Genomic DNA, 21,007 nt, shown 5'->3' with positions numbered 1-21,007 from the left:
AAACTAATTAGAGTCATTATTCTCTTCATCGAGATGTTGGTCTACATCGGGCTTCATATTGTCATCTACATTTGGATCATCTTTACCATCGCCGCATCCTGCCAATAAACCTACCGAAAGAACTGCTGCTGCTCCGATTTTCCACCATTTTTCTTCTACTAATGTTTTCATTGTCATTTTAATTTCATCCAATTTTGTTAAAATTTACATTTCTTCTTACTTAAGTTATACTTACCCCAAATGTAGACATAAATAAACATTTAACCTATTAGAAAATTAAAATAAATAAAACTAGGAGATTGCATGCGTTTCCGAGCAGTAATAGGTATCATAAATTCTCTCCTTTCATACTATGTATAAACAACGCCCCTGAATGGAGGGAAAAGATGGATATTTTGAACAAGGTCAAAAGCTACCGTGAAGAAGAGAATAAACTGAAATGGGAAGGCACGTTCGAGGAGTATTTAGCCATTGTGAAGGATAGACCAGAAGTTGCCCAAACGGCACATTCGCGCGTTTATAATATGATTAATAGTTCTGGGTTAACGGAGAGAGATGGGCTAAAAATGTACCATTTCTTTGGAAATGAAATATTTGGACTGGAAATGGCGATTGAACGATTAGTGCAAGAATATTTTCATCCAGCTGCCAAAAGACTGGACGTTCGCAAGCGAATTCTTTTATTAATGGGACCTGTAAGCGGAGGGAAATCATCCATTGTTACGTTGTTAAAACGCGGTCTTGAGCAATACTCGCGTACTGATGAAGGAGCGGTTTATGCTATAAAAGGTTGTCCGATGCATGAGGATCCTTTGCACTTAATTCCACATCATTTACGAAATGATTTTACAGAGGAGTATGGAATTCGAATCGAAGGTAGTTTATCTCCACTTAATTCGATGCGACTTGAAAAAGAATACGATGGCCGAATAGAACATGTAATGATTGAACGTATCTTTTTTTCAGAAGACAAACGAGTAGGAATCGGAACTTTTACACCATCTGATCCAAAGTCACAAGATATTGCGGATCTAACAGGTAGTATCGATTTTTCAACTATTGCTGAATTTGGATCAGAATCGGATCCACGAGCGTATCGCTTTGATGGAGAACTAAATAAAGCGAATCGTGGGATAATGGAATTTCAGGAAATGCTCAAATTAGATGAAAAATTTCTTTGGCATTTATTATCTCTAACTCAGGAGGGGAATTTTAAAGCAGGAAGATTTGCACTAATTAGTGCTGATGAACTGATTGTTGCACATACAAACGAAACAGAGTATCGTTCCTTTATTTCCAATAAAAAGAACGAGGCATTACACTCGCGAATTATTGTCATGCCAATTCCTTACAACCTGAAAGTGAGTCAAGAGGAACGGATATATGAAAAAATGATTAAGGAAAGTGATATGACTCATGTTCATATTGCACCGCATGCACTAAGAGCCGCTGCAATCTTCTCCATCCTAACAAGATTAGAAGTACCTAAAAAACAAGGCATTGATATTGTGAAGAAGATGAGATTGTATGACGGTGAGAATGTAGAAGGATTTAACGAAATTGATGTAGCAGAATTAAAGAAAGAATCCTTAAACGAAGGAATGAATGGGATTGATCCCCGATATGTAATCAATAGAATTTCATCCGCTATTATTCGTAAAGACGTACCATCCATTAATGCATTGGATGTTTTACGTGCACTCAAGGAAGGACTTGATCAACACGCATCTATTTCTCAAGAGGATCGCGAAAAATATATGAATTATATAGCGATTGCTAGAAAAGAATACGATGAAATTGCGAAAAAAGAAGTTCAAAAAGCTTTTGTTTATTCTTACGAAGAGTCAGCAATATCATTAATGAATAACTATTTGGATAATGTTGAGGCATATTGTAACAAAAATAAAATGAGAGACCCACTTACAGGGGAAGAAATGAATCCAGATGAAAAATTAATGAGATCGATTGAAGAACAAATAGGAATTTCAGAAAATGCTAAGAAAGCATTTAGAGAGGAAATTCTTATTCGGCTTTCAGCGTACGCTAGAAAAGGAAAGCGATTTGAATATAATTCTCATGAACGATTACGTGAAGCGATACAAAAGAAACTTTTCGCTGATTTAAAAGACGTTGTTAAAATTACGACTTCTTCCAAAACACCGGATGAAGCACATCTTAAAAAAGTGAATGAGGTAGTTGCTAGATTAATAGATGAACACGGATATAATTCCACTTCAGCTAATGAATTATTGCGTTACGTTGGTAGCCTTTTAAATAGATAAATATTTAAAACAAGACTAATTATTTTTCATCCGTTTTGTCAGACTGTAGACAGACTCGAAAAAATCGAGTTTGCCTACAGTCATTTTTTTATCAAATGAGTTAATTTCATAAATAGCATTTAATTATTAAAACACGAACAATACTCAATTTATTGATTGGAGCGACAGGCGGCGACTCCAGCGGGATGAGTGAGACAGATGAGCCATTACAAACGACGCGGATGCGGCGGTAATGCTCATCGCTCACCCCGCGGAAAGCGTCCGCCTATAGCGGAAATCATGCTGATTTATGAAGAGTATATTATACATATTCATACTTTTGACTTCAATATTGTTCGTTATTATGCTCTAAATTTGAATTATGAAATTGATTCAAATAGATGTAAAAAAATCGAGTTTGGAAAAGACACTCGTTTTTCCGAGGACGAACCTCCCTTTACCTTCCTTCAAGCTACGTGAAGGATCTCGCATCATTTTTATAAAAGAGGGTAGTGCGATGATATCAAAAATCTAAAGAATAAGCAGAAAAAAATCAAAATATTGGATGGATTTTCGACATTGCCGAAACTTTTTGTCTTCAAAATTGCAAAGACTAATTATTTTTCATGGGTCTGTTTTTCTGTATAGATTGGCAATAACTTTGTCTTACTGGCATATGATAAAAAATAGGTAGGTGTTGATGAAAATGAATGAAAACCATGAAAATCATTATGTCATCTCACAGGAAAATTGGTCTTTGCACAGAAAAGGTTATCAAGATCAGCAGCGTCATATGGATAAAGTAAAAGAAGCGATAAAAGAGAATTTGCCAGATTTGATCAGTGAAGAAAGCATTATAATGTCGAATGGACGACAAGTAATTAAAATACCTATCCGTTCATTAGATGAATATAAAATTCGTTATAACTACGATAAAACAAAACATGTTGGTCAAGGGGATGGCGATAGTCAAGTAGGAGATGTTCTAGCACGGAATTCAGGTGAAGGTCAAAGTGGTCCCGGGAAGGGTAAGCAGGCTGGGGATCAGGCAGGGACAGATTATTATGAAGCAGAAGTAACTATAGCTGAATTAGAAAATATTCTTTTCAAAGAAATGGAATTACCAAATTTACAACAAAAGGAACAAGCTGAAATTATAACCGATAAAGTAGAATTTAATGATATTCGGAAAAAAGGACTAATGGGAAATATTGATAAAAAGAGAACAATTATTACAGCAATTAAACGAAATGCAATGAAAGGTAAAGCGGAAATTTCACCACTCCATAACGATGACTTGCGTTTCAAAACGTGGGACGAAGTGACGAAACCTGAATCAAAAGCAGTTGTACTCGCCATGATGGACACTAGTGGTTCTATGGGAGCGTTTGAAAAGTATTGTGCAAGAAGTTTCTTTTTCTGGATGACTAGATTTTTACGATCCAAATATGAGAAGGTGGATATTGAATTCATTGCCCATCATACAGAAGCAAAAGTTGTAACAGAAGAGGCATTTTTTTCGAAAGGTGAAAGCGGTGGAACTATTTGTTCGTCTGCTTATCAAAAAGCATTAGAACTTATCGATGGAAAGTACAATCCTGCACGTTTCAATATTTATCCTGTTCACTTTTCAGATGGAGAAAATATGACAAGCGATAATGAGAAATGCATAAAGCTTGTTAATGAATTAATGGAAGTTTCCAGCATGTTTGGATATGGGGAAGTTAATGCTCATAGTAGATATTCTACTCTAATGAACACGTATAACAAATTAAATAATCCTAAGTTTCGTTATTATGTATTAAAAGAAAATAGAGACGTATATGAAGCATTGAAAAGCCTTTTTAGAGTGCCAAATTAAATGGAGGGGAATCATTTAATGGAGACGAAGCTTCATCATGCAATCGCTGAAATTACCGAAATTGCATCTGCCTTCGGACTTGATTACTATCCAATGCGTTATGAAATTTGCCCCGCTGATATTATTTATACTTTTGGTGCATATGGCATGCCGACACGCTTCACGCACTGGAGTTTCGGGAAGCAATTTCACAAAATGAAGGTACAGTATGACTTTGGCCTAAGTCAAATATATGAGCTCGTTATTAATTCAAATCCATGTTATGCATTTTTACTGGATACAAACAGTCTTATTCAAAATAAGCTTATTATTGCACATGTGCTTGCTCACTGTGACTTTTTTAAAAATAATGTACGCTTTTCAAATACAAGAAGAGATATGGTTGAAAGTATGACCGCAACTGCAGAAAGAATTGCGGATTATGAAATGATACATGGAAAAGAAGAGGTCGAAACCTTTTTAGATGCAGTACTCGCTATTCAAGAGCATATTGATCCTTCCATTATTAAACCTAAACTTGACTATGATATAGAAGAAGTGGTGGAAGCACTACGTAAAACACCATATGATGATTTATGGAGTGTGGATCAAGTAACAAAGGAAAAGAAATTAGTTGTCCCTAAGAAAAAGAAGTTCCCCCCAAGTCCTGAAAAAGACTTATTGTTATTCATTCAAGAATACAGTCGAGAGCTGGAAGACTGGCAACGTGATATTTTAACAATGATGCGAGAAGAAATGTTGTATTTTTGGCCGCAATTAGAGACAAAGATTATGAATGAAGGTTGGGCATCATATTGGCATCAACGTATTTTGAGAGAAATGAATTTAACCTCTGATGAAACGGTAGAGTTCGCAAAATTAAACGCAAATGTTGTTCAGCCTTCTCAGACAAGTATCAATCCATATTATTTAGGATTAAAGATTTTTGAGGACATCGAGAGAAGATATGATCAGCCGACGGAAGAGCTAAAAAAACTAGGAGTAAAGCCTAACTCGGGTAGGGAGAAAATGTTTGAAGTGAGAGAAATTGAATCAGATATATCTTTTTTACGAAACTATTTAACAAAAGATTTGGTGAAGATTGAGGATCTATATTTGTTTGAAAAAAAGAATGGAAACTATCAAATAACCGATAAAGATTATGAGAATGTACGTGATCAACTCGTTTCTATGAGGGTTAATGGAAGTTTTCCATATATAGTTGTGGAAGATGGCGACTATTCTCGAAACGGAGAACTTTATTTAAAACATGGCTATGAGGGGACCGAACTCGATACGCGCTATCTAGAAAATGTGCTACCTTATATTTATCAACTATGGGGACGTCCAGTGCATTTAGAGACCATTATAGATGGCAAATTAACTCTCTATTCATTTGATGGGAAAAAGATTACTAAAGGTATTATGTAACTACCAAACATCCTAAACTGTCCCTGTGACACAAACAATTCAGAATTGTTTGTATCACAGGGACTTAGTTTTTCCTATCCAAAACGCCATTGTTCCATTTTTCCAACATTTTACATTTTGATATAAATCGTTTAGATTGATTGAAAGGAAAATAAAAGAAGAAAGGAGAAAGAAATAACTGTGACAAAAAAAAGAAACTTTCAACCAAATGCTTACTACCATGTAATCATGAGATGGAACAACAGACAAAATATTTTAAATGCAAAAACAGATATGATTGAACTTATGCGTGCATTTCTACATGTTCATAGTAGATTCCCTTTCCGTATTTTAGCTTTTTGTTTTATGACAAATCACTATCATATTCTGATAAAAACAGAAGGAACATCGCTTAGTAAAATTATGGGGCTAATCAATAAAAGATACAGCACCTCCTACTCAAAGCGATATAACCATATTGGTCGAATTTATCAGAAACGATTTTTTGCCAAAAAAGTCAACTCTCCCCGTGGTTTATTGAATGTTAGCAGCTACATCCACAGAAATCCTATCGACACTAAAAAAACTATGATCAACCACTTAGAACAATACCCATACAGCTCATTTCCGTATTATTGGGACGATTCAAAACCCGCTCCTCCTTTTTTAGATAGAGGGGTACTTAAAAATCTTTTGCCCTCATTCTACGAGCCAACGAATTCTAGCTACTGCCGATATTGCCTAGAGCATAAACAAGAAGTGAAGGATGATTCTAACTCCGAAATCATCCCTGTGAAGTAAACAATTCCGCTTGTATCACAGGGAAGGGACACTATTCAAGACCCAACAAAGTCCCCACCATCCACATGAATCGTTTGTCCAGTCATATAACTGGAATCCGGAGATGCTAAAAATACATAAGCAGGAGCGTTTTCCGCGGGTTGACCACGTCTGCCTACAGGAGTATTATCCCCGTGTTCTTTTACTTTTTGTTTATCGAATGTTGCAGGGATAAGTGGAGTCCATATAGGACCCGGTGCAACAGCGTTCACTCGAATTCCTTTTTCCGCTAGATTTAGAGCGAGGGATCGAGTAAAAGTAGTAATGGCACCTTTTGTTGCTGAATAGTCAATAAGCTCAGGCGAACCGTTATATGCAGTAACAGAAGAAGTGTTTACAATGGTATCCCCCTTTTTCATATGAGGCAATGCGGCTTGAGTTAAGTAAAACATAGAATAAATATTTGTCGAAAACGTTTCCTGTAACTGATCAGGTGTAATTTTCAAAAAATCCTTTGTCGGAAACTGTTTACCTGCATTATTTACTAATATATTTATTTGCCCAAATGATTCAATGACTTGGTCCACTACATTTTGACAATTTTCATCGTCGCTTATGTCTGTTTTTATTTTCAATGCCTTAACTCCATAATTTTCTATTAGTTTCACTGTTTTTTCTGCATCTTTGTCTTCATTTTCATCCAAATAAACAAAGGCGACATTTGCCCCTTCTTTAGCAAAAGCAATTGAAACAGCTCGGCCAATCCCACTATCTCCACCTGTAATAAGTGCTACTTTTCCATTTAATTTTCCTGATCCTTTATAGTTTTTGTCGTCAAAAATAGGAGCGGGATTCATCTCTTCTTCGATACCAGGTTGTTGATTTTGCGTCTGACCAGAAACCTCTAGGTGTATTTTTTCATATTTATCTGTTGACATAGTGATCCTCCTTTAAATATTCATTAATGATATAGTTCCCTTCCTAATCAAAAACAAACTTATGAAAAAGTTTTTGTCGGAACTTTTAGTTTCGTTTTTCTTTTAAAAGAAAAGGGTATATCAGTTTGAATGTACTTAAAATGAGAACGGAGAATTTACATGAAACCGATTATTGGTATAACAGTAGAAGTTAAAGAGGATGGAAGCTATTTTATGCCTTCTGTTTATGGAAAAGCGATTACTCAGGCAGGTGGAATTCCGGTCTTAATTCCACTTATACCAGAGCAAGATATTGATGCGTTATGTAAACAAATTGATGGATTATTTGTTACGGGGGGAGAAGATATCGATCCATCTTATTACGATACAGAGCCACATATACAACTCGGAAGAATAACACCAAAGCTAGATAAAATGGAGTTTATGCTCGTACAAAAAATACTAGAGATGGATAAACCATATTTAGGTGTTTGCCGTGGTCTACATATGCTAAATGTGGCGACTGGCGGATCACTTTTTCAGTCCATACATTCCCAGCGTAAAGAGGCTGTCATGCAACACTTACAAAATGCAGAACGTGTACATAGATCACATCCTGTTAAGGTAGAAAAAGAAAGTCGCTTATTTGAATTACTAAAAGAAGATGAGTTTAAAGTAAACTCGTTTCATCACCAAGCTGTGAATGAAGTAGGGAAAGATCTACTAGTAGCTGCAACAGCAACAGATGGAATAATTGAATGTCTCGAAAGCACGAAACACTCATTTGTATTTGGCTTTCAATGGCATCCGGAAGAGTTTGCAATAGATGGTGACAGTGCCTCTAAACGTATATTTAAAGCATATATAGAAGCTGCTTTGAAGAGAAAAGAGTAAAGAATTTTAGCTCCAAAACTATTCTAAATTGCTCTTGTACGATACAATTAGATTTATTGTAATTATTAGAAAAATGGCGGGGGACAGAGGGAATGAGCGAAGCAAATACTTTATTACAAGCATTTAAACAAACAACATATCAAATATCGGGTCATGGGAAAAGAAATATTCAGATACTAAAAGATGCTTTACAAGAGGTTGAAGGACAGATTGAAAGTGATGTATATGGTAACGGAAAGATTATCGACGATTTCCAAGCGAAGATTGCATCTTATTTAGGAAAAGAAACAGCTGTCTTTTTCCCAAGTGGAACAATGGCTCAGCAAATCGCATTACGCATTTGGTGTGATGAGAAAGGTATAAAGAAAGTTGCATATCATCCATTATGTCATTTAGAGATTCATGAGGAAGATGGATTAAAACAATTACATCAGATCGAGCCTGTATTGTTAGCAGAACAAAATAGATTAATAGAATTAGATGATGTGTTGAATATGAAAGATGAAGTGGCATGTTTGTTGCTCGAATTGCCTCAACGTGAGATTGGAGGACAGTTGCCAGATTACGAAACGCTTGAAGAAATATCCAATTTCTGTCGTAATAGAGGAATAAAGCTGCACTTAGATGGTGCACGACTACCTGAAATTCTTCCATTTTATCAAAAGTCCGCAGCCGAAGTATGCAGTCTTTTTGATAGTGTATATTTATCTTTTTACAAAGGGATTGGTGGAATTGCAGGAGCGATTCTAGCTGGCGATAAATCCTTTACCGAAGAATCGAAAGTGTGGAAAAGACGCCATGGTGGGGATTTAATCAGCTTATATCCTTATATTTTAAGTTCAGATTATTATTTTGATAAAAGAATACCAAAAATGAGACAATACTTCGAAGACGCGAAGGAGCTTGCTAAACTTTTCAATTCATGTCATGCAGTTTCAACAATGCCACTAGAACCAGTTTCTAATATGTTTCATGTCCATTTTCATATACCAAAAGAGCAATTGGAGTCTATTCTAGTTAAAATATATGATTCAACAGGAGTTGGCTTAACTAGTTATTTAAGAGAATCAATAGAGGGAACATGTAGTTACGAAGTAAGTGTAGGTGATCAATATGCGACTCTCCCAAAAGAAAAAGTGAAACAAGTATTTCAATTACTAAATGAAAAGATTAAGAGTTTAAAGTAATATACTGGACAGTCATATGCAATGGAAAAAGCGTATACAATATTAAATCTAACAGCAGACAATCTTCATTCAGATTATAATTATTAGTTATTCCTAGGTTCGAGAGTACAAAAGAAAAGCCAATTAGTATTTCAAAACAACGATGAATAAAAACTATCTAATTGCACAACTTATTCTCCATGGAGGTGAAAGCTCATGGTGAAAGATAAAAATAAGAAAAATTCACTGGATCGTGAGGAATATGGATTTGGATATGATCTTAGCCCTGATGATCTAGAGGTAAAGGGTCAAAATAACAAAGCAAAGAAAAACAATGATAATGAAAATAAAGATAAACCCACGAATCAAAATAATCAATCTCGATTAAATCAATAGAATCTTATACCCATCGAGCATTATCCTATTAGTAAATTAAAAACAAAAGGTTTCAAGGATGTAAAATCTTCCAGAAACCTTTTGTTTTTTACTGCTCATTCTGTAGATTTTTAATGCCAACTCAAAAAAGAGTTTATCGACCTAAAATTTACTTTTTAAAATGATAAGGTACTGTTGTTACAATTACATCTTTTCTGTAAAGAAGAATTGTTCTTATAAGTAAACTTGACTGGTTATGAAGAATATTGTGCCAACCTTTTTTTGGTATAAATTGGGGTATTAAAACGGTTACTGTATAGTTAGATTCATACGCTTTATTCTCCACTTTACTGATAAATTTAGCCAATGGGTAATTAATGCTTCTGTACTGTGAATATAAAGTTACTAGCCTAATATCAGGTTGCCATTTACTCCATTTCTCTACTAGCCTTTTCTCTTCCTCACGATCAAAAGAAACATTAACGGCAATAATTTGTTTTGGGTTTAATGACTTGGCATAATTCAATGAGTTCTCGACTACGTAAGTAATCCCTGCGATAGGAACAATAATTACATTTCCTTCAATAGGTTTTATGGAACAATTATTAGTTATGCTCAATTGTTCACCAACGGAATTATAGTGATTTTTTATTTTGTGAAAAATAAAAATCAATACAGGTACGAATATTAACACTGCCCATACTTGCCCAAACTTAGTAATAAAGAAAATCATCATAACTGTAAAACTAATAATTGCCCCAATAAAGTTAATCAATAATTTTCCAATCCAGTTCTTTGGCTTTTCGCGAAACCATTTCACAAGCATTCCCGTTTGAGATAAGGTGAATGGAATAAATACACCTACTGCATAAAGTGGAATGAGTTGTTCGGTCTGACCTTTAAAAATAATAATGAGAAGAATAGAAGTGATCCCAAGCGTAATAATTCCATTAGAATATCCCAATCGGTCTCCTCTCATTTTAAACATGCTTGGAATATATTGATCCTTAGAAAGGTTAAAAGCTAATAGAGGAAAAGCTGAATACCCTGTATTAGCAGCGAGCACAAGAATTAATGCTGTTGTTCCCTGTATAAAATAATACATAAAATTTCTTCCAAAAGTTACAGAAGCAATTTGTGAAACCACAGTTTCCTCCACTTTAGGTGAAATACCATAATAATAAGCCAAAAAGACTATGCCGACTAACATGACTGCGAGTAGAGAGCCCATAAAGGCTAGGGTTTTTGCAGCATTGTTTGGAGCAGGGTGATTAAAGTTAGGGATTGCATTAGAAATTGCTTCAACTCCTGTTAAAGCGGAGCTACCCGATGCAAAGGCTCTAAGTAACAAGAATAAGCTAATACCCGCAACTGGAGTTCCTAAGGGAGCATGCAACTCAGGAGAGACATTTCCAGTTATTATATGGTAAAATCCAACTCCAATTAATATAAACAATGCCAATACAAATAAATAGACTGGGTAGGCAAGAATCGAAGCGGACTCGGTTAAACCTCTTAAATTTAATATTGTAATGAGCACAACGAGCACACTTGCGATAACAACATTATGCTCATGTAAGCTTGGAATTGCAGAAGTAATGGCATCTGTGCCCGCTGAGACACTAACCGCCACAGTCAAGATGTAATCGACCAATAAAGATCCACCTGCAACCAATCCTGCATTCTCACCAAGGTTTTCCTTCGAAACAATGTAAGCACCTCCACCATGTGGATAGGCAAATATGATTTGTCTATAAGACAAAATTAGCGCGAATAGTAAGATAAGCACTCCTGCGGCTATTGGGATAGAATACCAAAAGGCAATTGTACTCACTGTCATTAAAACAAGTAAAATCTGTTCTGGACCGTATGCAACGGACGAAAGTGCATCCGAAGACAGTATGGCTAAAGCCTTTGTTTTATTAAGCTTTTGTTCACCTAGTTCTGAGGATTTTAATGGACGACCTATTAAAAACCTTTTGACAGCTGATAACATTCTTTCTCTCCCTTTCTTTTTACACTTACGAGGTTAGCTGTCGGATTTGGGACAAAAGATTATCCCTACCTACGATTGTAGGATTCACCCCATGTGATACATAAATACATTCAAATCACATATGATTGGTTTCCCCGTTCCATAAGGATTAAGCGATGTAGCAAATTAAAACTGAGCCCAATAATACTCCTGTAATTTCAACTTGTAAATAACAAAATTAAAAATCTAGGATTAGTTGAATATTCCGTTTAAGCTCCCAAAGTTAATGGGCTTTTTGACTATAATTATTAGTTTGTCGACTTATGTTCTAATTACCTTTCTTCCTTCTTAAAGTGTAATAGAGACAGAAAAAAGGGAGAGGTTTATATGTTAATAGATGGGGTGTTTTCGGGAGGTGGATTAAAAGGTTACGCGTTAGTAGGTGCGTATCAAGTGTTGGAAGAAAAGGGATATCGATTTAAGCGTGTTGCCGGTACCAGTGCAGGTGCCATTCTTGCAGCCTTCATTGCGGCCGGATTTTCAAGTAAGGAAATAAAAGAAATGCTAGATGAATTAGATGCTATGACTTTTCTCGATCAACGTAAATCCATACTTCCGATTCCATTCATGAAGTGGATCAGTCTTTATTGGCGACTAGGATTATACCAAGGTAAAGTTCTAGAAAACTGGTTCTTAGAAAAATTGGCATTAAAAGGGGTATATTCTTTTTCAGATTTACAGCCAGGAGCTTTGAAGGTCGTAGCTTCAGATTTAACGAATGGCAAGATGATTGTTCTTCCTGATGACCTTGGAAAGTATGGAATTTCAGAAGCAAGCTTTCCGATAGCTCGAGCTTTACGAATGAGCTGTAGTATACCATTTTTCTTTGAACCCGTTAGATTGAAAGTTGGATCTGGTGATACGATTGTTGTTGACGGTGGAGTATTGAGTAATTTTCCAATGTGGATGTTTGATAATGGAAACAAAGAGCGGCCAGTCCTTGGTTTCAAGTTAAGTGCAAGTTCCGAGGATCTTCCAGGGTTCCAAATAGATAACGGATTACAGTTATTTGAAGCACTTTTTTCGACAATGAAGAATGCACATGATGAAAGATATATTTCTAGAAGACATGAAAAAAATATAATTTTTATTCCAGTGGACGACTATGGTGCTACGCAATTTGATTTAAATCAAGAGGAAAAAAATGCATTACTTCAAAAAGGAAGAGAGTGCGCCATTCAATTTTTAAAAACATGGTAAGTTTTCAAAGAGCAAATGTTTATTTTGCCTTAGCAAAGGAATAATAAGAAAGAGGGTTACAAAAGGAGAGAAATAAAAATGGCGATAACAGCAAAAGAGTTAGCACTTAAAATTTTGAATGATAACATGATCGGAACGATGGCAACGATTCAGCAAAATAAACCGCATTCACGATATATGACCTTCTTTAATGAAGATTTCATCATGTATACAGCAACAAGTAAAAAGACGCATAAAGTAGAAGAAGTTGAACAAAATCCGAACACCCATATTCTTTTAGGCTATGATGGTAAAGGATTGGGTGACTCTTTTTTGGAAATTGAGGGCATAGTGGAAGAATCAGATGAGGAAAGTTTAAAAGAAAAAGTATGGAATAAAGCGTTAAAGGGGTGGTTTACAGGACCAGATGACCCTGATCTAATCATTTTGAAAATAACCCCAACACAAATTCGAGTGATGAACACAAGTGGCGGAGAACCTCAAGTTGTAGAAATCTAATACGGGATATTTTTTACTGATTAGGACATATCCAACAACATTCTTTCTTCATTGTATAACTTAATTTACTTTTCATGTAGTGTATTGCGCACATAAACACACCTCACTGGCTTCAGTCACCAGTGAGGTGTGTTTTAATGGTATGAAAATAATCAACTTTTCCTGGTGTTTTGTAATACTTTCTATTGAATCGTAAAAGGATTTGCTCTTATCTCTTATAAGTTAACTTGATAGATGGAGAAATGGTTGCTGTTAGTATAGAATCTGTAGCTTTCACTTTGTAATTAGTTGCTCTATGACAGTTTTTAACTTTTTTTAAAAAAGTGAATTGCTTCCTAATCTCCTAAGAGTCAACGACGGCCGTTCCAATCCACAGTCCAAAAAAGGAAAGAATTTGCTTCGTCTAATTAATCAACTGGCATTTTCCTTTGTTTCTACTATGGCAAGTGGAAGCAGAGAAAAAGTAGGTTGCATCTCCTAATAAAGAAGTGAAGAGCTCCCGATTGTATCTTCGGAAGCTTTTAGAAGAGTAGGGGAGTATTTTTTCTCTAATTAGCCATACCAAACGCATTATGTCCTCATAAATACCAAGAGGGCGACGTACAAACATCAGCCACAAGATTACCGAAAAAAGTGTATTCCAAAGCACTCTGGAAGTAGTAAGACAAGATACACTTAAAGGGCGCTTGCGTTTTTCTTATTACCCTAACTCAATTTTCATAGACTAACTACAGGTTCCATTACAGTTAATGTATTGTTATATGTATTTAAATTTAGTGTTGCACCTAACGGGATAGTAGCTTTATATTTCCCGTGTGCAGTTGCAAGATTAGTCATTAAAGGTTTTCCTAAAGGAACTAAGAACTCATTTATTAAATCCTCATAAGTTTTTCCATAAGCATCCACGCATTTTGTACAATCCCCCATGATGATGCCAACACAATCATCGAACTTCTTAGCTAAAAAAAGATGTTGTAAATATCTGTAAATGGTGTTGGTAGGTTCATGAGTCTCTTCTAATACCAAAATTTTTCCCGCTGTATTGATTTCATAAGACGTTCCTAAAGTACCTATAAAAGATGTTAAATTACCGCCAACAATGGGACCTGTAACGTTTCCTGGTACTTTACTTACTAATTGGATCTCAGGAGGATTTCTAATTGCCCAAGGAGCACTTAATGTTGATGTGGCAGCGAAAAATTGGTTAAAATTATAGGCCGGAGTTTTTAAATTAAAGTCAAGGAGTAGGAGACTCTGGAAAGAGATTAAAGAAGCGTATTCGTACAAGACATTTTGTAGCACTGTAATATCACTATAACCTGAGATGATTTTTGGATTGCGCGCAATGATTGAAAAATCTAGAAAAGGCAATATGTCTGCTACCCCAACACCTCCCCTAGTAGGTAAGATCCATTTTACGTCCTTATTCATGAACATTCTCATTAAATCGGAGGCCCTCTGTCGAGCTGTTCCTGCAAGAAATCCATTCGATGAATATACATAATCTCCTAGTATCACATTAAAACCCATATTTCGAAGAGTCGTAATTCCTTCGTTTATGACACTTGCACCTAATGGGCTTCCTAAAGTGACAATTCCAACAGTATCCCCTGCTTTCAATTGACCTGGTTTCGTCGCCAAATTTTGTTGCTCCTCCCTATTAAAACGTACTCATATACTTCATTTTACTCCTTCGAGTTGAAAGGCATGACCAAATAAAAAATATAATAAAAATAGTTCGGAATATTATGGTAATGTTATATTTAGTAAGGCATTTTTGCCGAGATGGGGAAGGGGTGACTTTATTTTGTTAGAACTTCTATTACAAAATAAACTGCAAATGAGAGGGCTTGTTTCTTAACAAGTTTATTCCTCTCTAAGCAACGGGAGGAAAAGAAAAAATGATGGAATTGAGTACGATGAAGGCGGGCTTCTCTTCTTTAAAGGTAGCAGAAAGTCTTCTACAGAATTGGGAACATGATGAAGGAACCCTTACGTTTTGGCGAGCTAGTTCAAACTTTATTTGTGCTTTCGAAAGACAAGGAGAAAAGTACTTTTTGCGTTTTAGTTTCGAAAAAGAAAATAATTTAGAACAAATTAAGGCAGAACTTAACTTTATGGAATACTTGAAAAGCAATAGTTATCCTTGTGTATCTCCTGTCGCTTCTCTAAATAATAATTTTATTGAAACTGTTGAGACTTTGGAAGGTGTTTATTTTGGAGTAGTTTTCAGTAAAGCTAATGGAATTCAATTAGATGATGAGGAAGACTTACTTGACTCTCAAATAGAGCGATGGGGCCGATCATTAGCCATCCTTCATAACTTGTCTATGAATTATGAACCTAGTAATAATAAGAGGAATAGTTGGCAGGATACATTATTATTTATTGAAAATGTGCTTGACCATCATCCACAAGAAAAAGACGCTTTTAATGAGTTTCATTTCATCTCGAACTTTTTTCGAACACTTCCATTTTCTCAAAATACGTATGGTTTAATCCATTATGATTTTCAATTGGACAATCTATTTTATGATGAAAAGAATTCGACTTTTGAGGTCATCGATTTTGACGATTCTATGTACCATTGGTTTGCTCAAGACGTGGTGACGGCTTTAATGGATGAATTGGAAAGCGAAGATCCAATATCCAAAAGGAGAGTTCAAGCTTTTTTAGAAGGATATCGATCTGCAAATGATTTGAATGAAGAACTTGTAAGTCAATTTCCTATGTTTATTAAATTCGCAAAACTATATCAATTTGCCAGACTATTACGGGCAACTGAGAAAAGAAGTGCGGAGGATTATCCAGCATGGCTGAGAAATCTTCGGGAAAAGATAATAATTAAAACGGATGAAATTAGAAAAAATTTTGGAAATTTTGAATAATAAATAGTAAGGATTTTTTCTGTTTAAAAATAAAAATCGTACTGGTAGAGGATTCATCTACCAGTGCGGTTTTTTTTATAAGATAAGGAACGAGCGGAACCAAAGCAAAAATAGATAGTATCCATTGATAAAGAAGGCTTTAGCGGACGAAATTGTATCTTCGTATAAGCATAGGAAAGTATCTAATCTCTCATTAACCAAACCTAAGGCGCCGTGTCTCTAGATATTCTAAGAGGGTGACGGACAAACATCCGCTACAAGATTACCGAAAAAAGTGTAGTTGAGGTTTAGTCTAAAGCACTCGAGAAATAGAAAAGACCAGGTGCTTAAAGTACGTTTGCGTTTTTCTTAAAGATTAAGAAAGTATATGATATAGCGTGTTCATGTTTTTTTTGTTTCACAGGATTGTATAACGCTGAATTGAGCCATCTCACATAAAGTTAACTCTTTACATAGAGAAATGGTTGCTCTCACGAGAAGATTGGTTGCTTTCTTCAAGGGTTTTGTTGCTATCAGAGTAGAATCTGTAGCCTTCACCTTACAATTATCGCTCTATGACAGTTTTTAACTTTTTAGTTGAACATGTAAACTTAATCGTACCAGTAATCCTGTGAAATTTGAAAAAAATAGGCAGTATTCATTGATAAAGAAGGCTTTAGCAGACGAAATTGCATCTTCGTCTGCTTTTAAAAGAATAGGAAAGAATTTATTCTCTCATTAACCAAGTCTAGTGTACCATGTCTCTACATATTTCAAGAGGGCGACGGACAAACACCCGCCACAAGATTACTGAAAAAATGGATCGTGAAGTGACGCAGTCACTTCACGATCCACAAAAATTCCCACGGTAATAGTGTAGTCAATGTTTCGTCCAAAGCACTCCGGAAATAGTAAAAACAAGATGCACTTAAAGGACGCTAGAGTTTTCTGAGTTATCGTATTAAAAACAAAAGAAACATCATATGAAAAGACTTATAAGCATATGCACGTAAACAAGTGTATATTTGGCAACAATGAAGAAGACATGATAGCGTTTTCATTTAATTGAATATAAAATGTAAACGCTTTACTATTACATTAACAAGCGATTATTTTACATTCAAAAAAGGGGGATTGTAAGGTGACAAATGAGCAGAGGGAAAGTTCAGGGTTTAAAGTAAAAGTACAACGGGTTGGTAGTTTTCTAAGTGGGATGATTATGCCGAATATCGGTGCATTCATCGCATGGGGTCTTATAACGGCATTATTTATACCAACCGGCTGGATTCCAAATGATAGTTTAGCGGAATTAGTTGGACCAATGATTACATATTTACTACCTATCTTAATCGGGTTTACAGGAGGACGTCTAATTCATGGTTTACGAGGTGGAGTAGTTGGTGCAACCGTAACGATGGGGGTAATCGTTGGGGCCGGTATACCAATGTTCCTTGGCGCGATGATTGTTGGACCATTAGGTGGTATAGCAATAAAATGGTTCGATAATTTAATTGAAGGAAAAATTAAACCAGGCTTTGAAATGCTAGTGAATAACTTTTCAGCAGGAATTATTGGTGGAGGACTAACATTAGTTGCCTACAAGTTGATAGGGCCTGCTGTTAATGCACTTACGGACTGGCTTGCATCAGGTGTTCAATTCATTGTTGATGCAAATCTATTACCATTAGCAAGTATTTTCATAGAACCAGCCAAAGTGTTGTTCTTAAATAATGCGATTAATCATGGTATTTTAGGACCATTAGGAATTGATCAAGCCGCAAGCGCGGGTAAATCTATTCTATTTTTACTAGAAGCAAATCCAGGGCCAGGACTTGGAATTCTACTTGCTTACATGATTTTTGGAAAAGGAATAGCGAAGCAAACCGCACCTGGAGCAGTAATTATTCATTTCTTAGGCGGAATTCATGAGATTTACTTCCCTTACATTTTAATGAGACCACTATTATTAGTTGCGGCAATCGCAGGGGGAGCATCTGGAGTATTTACACTACAACTATTTGGAGCAGGTTTAACAGCTGCACCATCACCAGGTAGTATTATATCAATTATGCTATTAACGCCGAAGGGGAATTATTTAGGAGTAATACTTGGAGTACTAGTTGCAACGGCAGTGTCGTTCATTGTTGCTTCTATTATTCTAAAATCTTCTAAAGATACAGGTGAAGATGATTTAGCGAAAGCGACAGAAAAAACTTCTGCTTTAAAAGGAAAAGAAAGTAGAGCAGCTGAGTTTATTCAACCTACAAAAGGTCTAGACTCAGTACATGACGATTCACTATCAGCTGTAAAGCATATAATATTTGCATGTGATGCAGGCATGGGGTCAAGTGCAATGGGAGCTTCCATATTAAAAAATAAAATGAAACAAGCAGGTCTAGATATTTCTGTAACAAATACTTCTATTAGTAACCTTCCAAAGGATGCAGAGGTTATTATTACTCATAAAGACTTGACGAACCGTGCAAAAGAAAAATCACCACATGCGAAACATATTTCGGTAGAGAACTTTTTAAATAGCCCGAAATATGATGAGCTAATTAACCAATTAAAAAAATAATGGAAACTTACGGAACTCGGCCTATTTCAAACGAAACATAGGCTGAGTTTTGCCAATGATTTTGGAACGTTATGAATGAGGTGTTTAACATGTATATTTCAGCACGTGAAAAAATGATTATTGAAACATTAATCGTAGAACTGGATGAAGTAACGATTAAAGAGCTATCAAGGAAAATTGATGTGAGTTCTCGTACAATTCATCGTGATTTGAACAAAATAGAAGAGCTCTTAAATTCCTATCAGCTTAAATTGATAAGAAAATCAGGGGTTGGAGTTCAAATTATTGGACAGGAAAAAGGTAAACTCGAATTAATAAAACAGCTTGAAGAGTTTACTTTTAGGGAATACACATTAGATGAAAGGCAAACGATGATTCTATCCATGTTGTATGAATCATCTGAACCTGTTAAACTTTTTACGCTTTCAAAAGATCTTGGGGTTTCTATCTCAACCGTAAGTGCAGATTTGATGAAACTGGAAGAGCAATTAAAGCCTTTCCAACTTTCCATTTTGAAAAAAAGAGGATATGGTGTTGAGCTATCTGGAACAGAGGAAGCGAAGCGTAGGGCAATCAGTTATGCGATTGCAAAGACATTAAAGGAAGAGGGCTTATTTTCCCTTATAAAAGAACAAATTCATCAACAATCAGGAAAACATGATGATCCCATTTCTGAACGACTAATGCATCTTGTCGACCGTAAAAAATTAGTGAAGATAGAAAACGTGATGAAGGACTTAGATCCGAATCTATCGTTTTCTATGACAGACAACTCTTACGTTGGACTTATAGTACATCTTGCATTAGCGATTGAACGTATTTTGCAAGGAGAAAACATTCAAATAGAAGAAATGTATTTAAAACAAATAGCACTTGAACCGGAATATCCAATTGCCAAGAAAATTATTGATAAGCTAATGGACAGTTTTCAAGTTGATATACCTGAAGCGGAAGTAGGTTATATAACGATGCATCTTCAAGGTGCAAAGCTCCGTCAACAAGATGGTATTTTACATGAAGCCTCTAACTTAGAAACCTATATGCAAGCGAAGAAATTAGTTCAGCTGATGGAAAAAGCTACAGGTTATCAGTTAATGAATAATGAATCCCTTTTAGAAGGGCTTGTTACTCACCTAAAGCCAGCAATTTATCGGATTCGTCAAAACATGGGTATATTTAATCCACTATTAAAAAATATTCAAAAAGATTACGAAGAGTTGTTTGAACAAGTGAAAGTTGCAACTGAAAAAGTCTTTCCAACTATAGTAATTCCTGATGAAGAAATTGGATACTTAGTCATGCATTTTGGATCTGCGCTGCTTGGCTTGTTGGGAAAAGGAGATTTAAAAGCTTATATTATTTGTTCTAGTGGTATCGGAACCTCTAAATTACTTGCATCTAGGTTACAGCGAGAGATACCTGAAATTGCAGAAGTTATCAATGTTTCTATTTTTGAGTTAAATGAACTTTCTTTATCGGAAAGAGATTTGGTAATATCAACGATTTATTTACAAGCGTTTCCTAGGGAGTATATGATGGTTAGCCCTTTTATGACAAGAGATGAAATTACTCAAGTACAATTATACGCAAGAAGGCAAATGTTAATAAAAAAGCCAGTTCCCGCTATGAAAGAAAGCTACTCTACTGTTGAAGTGTTAAAGAAAAAAATGGAGAAGATTCATCAATTCTCAGGAACGATAGCGGAAGTTTTAACAAACTTTCATCTCACTTCTCCAAAAAATCAAATCTCAACAAAAGAATGTATTGTAGATGCATGTAATTTGTTAGCAGAACAACAGATAATTCAAGAAGCTCCTGTAGTGGTGGAAGCATTATTTGCACGAGAAGCGCTTGGTGGTATTGGTATCCCAGAAACAAAGCTTGCTTTATATCACACTCGTATCGAACAAGTTTGCAGACCATCTTTTACAATCCATAAACTGGAACAGCCTGTCATCGTGAAAGGGATGGATGGAAGTGAGATGGAAGTGCACACATTATTACTATTGCTATCACCACAACCTTTTCATGAACCAGGTTTGGAAGTACTTAGCCTAATTAGTACAATTATTATTGAAAATGAACAGAGTATTAAACTATTTGAAGCCGAAGATGGATTGCGAATACAAGCTTATTTAGCCGAAAAGTTCGAGCATTTTATCGATGGAAATTTAAAATAATGGAGG

The 21,007-nt window shown here is 35.6% G+C and carries 16 protein-coding genes and 1 riboswitch; of the genes, 12 read left to right on the top strand and 4 right to left on the bottom strand.

What is annotated here, in order from left to right:
* Positions 1–3 precede the first annotated feature (3 nt).
* On the bottom strand, positions 4–177 hold the full coding sequence (locus ACTSKG_RS10235; protein WP_464754535.1) for a hypothetical protein: 174 nt from the start codon (positions 175–177) through the stop codon (positions 4–6).
* 209 nt (positions 178–386) lie between these two features.
* On the opposite strand from ACTSKG_RS10235, the gene ACTSKG_RS10230 reads away from it, so the two are divergent.
* The 4 genes from ACTSKG_RS10230 (at position 387) to ACTSKG_RS10215 (ending at position 6,312) form a co-directional block, all read left to right on the top strand.
* Positions 387–2,282 (top strand): PrkA family serine protein kinase, encoded by a 1,896-nt coding sequence (locus tag ACTSKG_RS10230; RefSeq protein WP_464754534.1) that lies wholly within the window; start codon positions 387–389, stop codon positions 2,280–2,282.
* 685 nt (positions 2,283–2,967) lie between these two features.
* Positions 2,968–4,122, top strand: a complete 1,155-nt coding sequence (yhbH, locus tag ACTSKG_RS10225; RefSeq protein ID WP_464754533.1) for a sporulation protein YhbH — start codon at positions 2,968–2,970, stop codon at positions 4,120–4,122.
* Positions 4,123–4,140: 18 nt separating this feature from the next.
* On the top strand, positions 4,141–5,532 hold the full coding sequence (locus ACTSKG_RS10220) for a SpoVR family protein (protein WP_464754532.1): 1,392 nt from the start codon (positions 4,141–4,143) through the stop codon (positions 5,530–5,532).
* Positions 5,533–5,712: 180 nt separating this feature from the next.
* On the top strand, positions 5,713–6,312 hold the full coding sequence (locus ACTSKG_RS10215) for a transposase (RefSeq protein ID WP_464754530.1): 600 nt from the start codon (positions 5,713–5,715) through the stop codon (positions 6,310–6,312).
* 35 nt (positions 6,313–6,347) lie between these two features.
* On the opposite strand, the gene ACTSKG_RS10210 is transcribed toward ACTSKG_RS10215, so the two are convergent.
* On the bottom strand, positions 6,348–7,229 hold the full coding sequence (locus ACTSKG_RS10210) for an SDR family oxidoreductase (RefSeq protein WP_464754529.1): 882 nt from the start codon (positions 7,227–7,229) through the stop codon (positions 6,348–6,350).
* A 159-nt stretch (positions 7,230–7,388) separates the two neighbouring features.
* Here ACTSKG_RS10210 and ACTSKG_RS10205 point away from each other — a divergent pair, with 159 nt between their 5' ends.
* From ACTSKG_RS10205 to ACTSKG_RS10195, 3 genes are all read left to right on the top strand, one after another.
* Positions 7,389–8,102 (top strand): gamma-glutamyl-gamma-aminobutyrate hydrolase family protein, encoded by a 714-nt coding sequence (locus tag ACTSKG_RS10205; protein WP_464754528.1) that lies wholly within the window; start codon positions 7,389–7,391, stop codon positions 8,100–8,102.
* Between the two features lie 92 nt (positions 8,103–8,194).
* Complete coding sequence (locus ACTSKG_RS10200; RefSeq protein ID WP_464754527.1) at positions 8,195–9,289, top strand: threonine aldolase family protein; 1,095 nt, start codon at positions 8,195–8,197, stop codon at positions 9,287–9,289.
* A gap of 195 nt (positions 9,290–9,484) precedes the next feature.
* Entirely contained in the window at positions 9,485–9,664 is a 180-nt protein-coding gene (locus ACTSKG_RS10195; RefSeq protein WP_464754526.1) for a hypothetical protein, read from the top strand.
* A 148-nt stretch (positions 9,665–9,812) separates the two neighbouring features.
* Here ACTSKG_RS10195 and ACTSKG_RS10190 read toward each other — a convergent pair whose 3' ends face one another.
* A complete protein-coding gene (locus tag ACTSKG_RS10190; protein WP_464754525.1) occupies positions 9,813–11,639 on the bottom strand; it encodes an APC family permease in 1,827 nt (608 codons plus the stop codon).
* A gap of 6 nt (positions 11,640–11,645) precedes the next feature.
* Positions 11,646–11,804, bottom strand: a riboswitch (cyclic di-AMP (ydaO/yuaA leader).
* 201 nt (positions 11,805–12,005) lie between these two features.
* Here ACTSKG_RS10190 and ACTSKG_RS10185 point away from each other — a divergent pair.
* Both ACTSKG_RS10185 and ACTSKG_RS10180 read left to right on the top strand, forming a co-directional pair.
* Positions 12,006–12,878, top strand: a complete 873-nt coding sequence (locus tag ACTSKG_RS10185; RefSeq protein WP_464754524.1) for a patatin-like phospholipase family protein — start codon at positions 12,006–12,008, stop codon at positions 12,876–12,878.
* A 78-nt stretch (positions 12,879–12,956) separates the two neighbouring features.
* Positions 12,957–13,376: a pyridoxamine 5'-phosphate oxidase family protein gene (locus ACTSKG_RS10180; protein WP_464754523.1), complete on the top strand. Its 420-nt coding sequence runs from the start codon at positions 12,957–12,959 to the stop codon at positions 13,374–13,376.
* A gap of 717 nt (positions 13,377–14,093) precedes the next feature.
* Here the strand turns inward: ACTSKG_RS10180 and ACTSKG_RS10175 are convergent.
* Positions 14,094–15,017 (bottom strand): S66 peptidase family protein, encoded by a 924-nt coding sequence (locus tag ACTSKG_RS10175; RefSeq protein ID WP_464754522.1) that lies wholly within the window; start codon positions 15,015–15,017, stop codon positions 14,094–14,096.
* A 260-nt stretch (positions 15,018–15,277) separates the two neighbouring features.
* Between ACTSKG_RS10175 and ACTSKG_RS10170 the strand changes: the two genes are divergently transcribed.
* From ACTSKG_RS10170 to ACTSKG_RS10160, 3 genes are all read left to right on the top strand, one after another.
* Complete coding sequence (locus tag ACTSKG_RS10170; protein WP_464754521.1) at positions 15,278–16,264, top strand: phosphotransferase enzyme family protein; 987 nt, start codon at positions 15,278–15,280, stop codon at positions 16,262–16,264.
* 1,192 nt (positions 16,265–17,456) lie between these two features.
* A complete protein-coding gene (locus tag ACTSKG_RS10165; RefSeq protein ID WP_464758010.1) occupies positions 17,457–18,821 on the top strand; it encodes a PTS mannitol transporter subunit IICB in 1,365 nt (454 codons plus the stop codon).
* Positions 18,822–18,892: 71 nt separating this feature from the next.
* Complete coding sequence (locus ACTSKG_RS10160) at positions 18,893–21,001, top strand: BglG family transcription antiterminator (RefSeq protein ID WP_464754520.1); 2,109 nt, start codon at positions 18,893–18,895, stop codon at positions 20,999–21,001.
* The last annotated feature ends 6 nt before the right edge of the window (positions 21,002–21,007 follow it).

The organism is Psychrobacillus syltrankelensis (assembly GCF_055454035.1).
Note: the sequence above shows the minus strand (reverse complement) of the source record. Positions and strands in the feature narration are given on the sequence as shown.

Coding starts and splice junctions, on each gene's coding strand:
- ACTSKG_RS10190 (WP_464754525.1), bottom strand. CDS start 11,639: ATGTTATCAGCTGTCAAAAGGTTTTTAATAGGTCGTCCATTAAAATCC.
- ACTSKG_RS10210 (WP_464754529.1), bottom strand. CDS start 7,229: ATGTCAACAGATAAATATGAAAAAATACACCTAGAGGTTTCTGGTCAG.
- ACTSKG_RS10195 (WP_464754526.1), top strand. CDS start 9,485: ATGGTGAAAGATAAAAATAAGAAAAATTCACTGGATCGTGAGGAATAT.
- ACTSKG_RS10220 (WP_464754532.1), top strand. CDS start 4,141: ATGGAGACGAAGCTTCATCATGCAATCGCTGAAATTACCGAAATTGCA.
- yhbH (WP_464754533.1), top strand. CDS start 2,968: ATGAATGAAAACCATGAAAATCATTATGTCATCTCACAGGAAAATTGG.
- ACTSKG_RS10205 (WP_464754528.1), top strand. CDS start 7,389: ATGAAACCGATTATTGGTATAACAGTAGAAGTTAAAGAGGATGGAAGC.
- ACTSKG_RS10170 (WP_464754521.1), top strand. CDS start 15,278: ATGATGGAATTGAGTACGATGAAGGCGGGCTTCTCTTCTTTAAAGGTA.
- ACTSKG_RS10180 (WP_464754523.1), top strand. CDS start 12,957: ATGGCGATAACAGCAAAAGAGTTAGCACTTAAAATTTTGAATGATAAC.
- ACTSKG_RS10235 (WP_464754535.1), bottom strand. CDS start 177: ATGACAATGAAAACATTAGTAGAAGAAAAATGGTGGAAAATCGGAGCA.
- ACTSKG_RS10165 (WP_464758010.1), top strand. CDS start 17,457: ATGATTATGCCGAATATCGGTGCATTCATCGCATGGGGTCTTATAACG.
- ACTSKG_RS10200 (WP_464754527.1), top strand. CDS start 8,195: ATGAGCGAAGCAAATACTTTATTACAAGCATTTAAACAAACAACATAT.
- ACTSKG_RS10185 (WP_464754524.1), top strand. CDS start 12,006: ATGTTAATAGATGGGGTGTTTTCGGGAGGTGGATTAAAAGGTTACGCG.
- ACTSKG_RS10160 (WP_464754520.1), top strand. CDS start 18,893: ATGAATGAGGTGTTTAACATGTATATTTCAGCACGTGAAAAAATGATT.
- ACTSKG_RS10230 (WP_464754534.1), top strand. CDS start 387: ATGGATATTTTGAACAAGGTCAAAAGCTACCGTGAAGAAGAGAATAAA.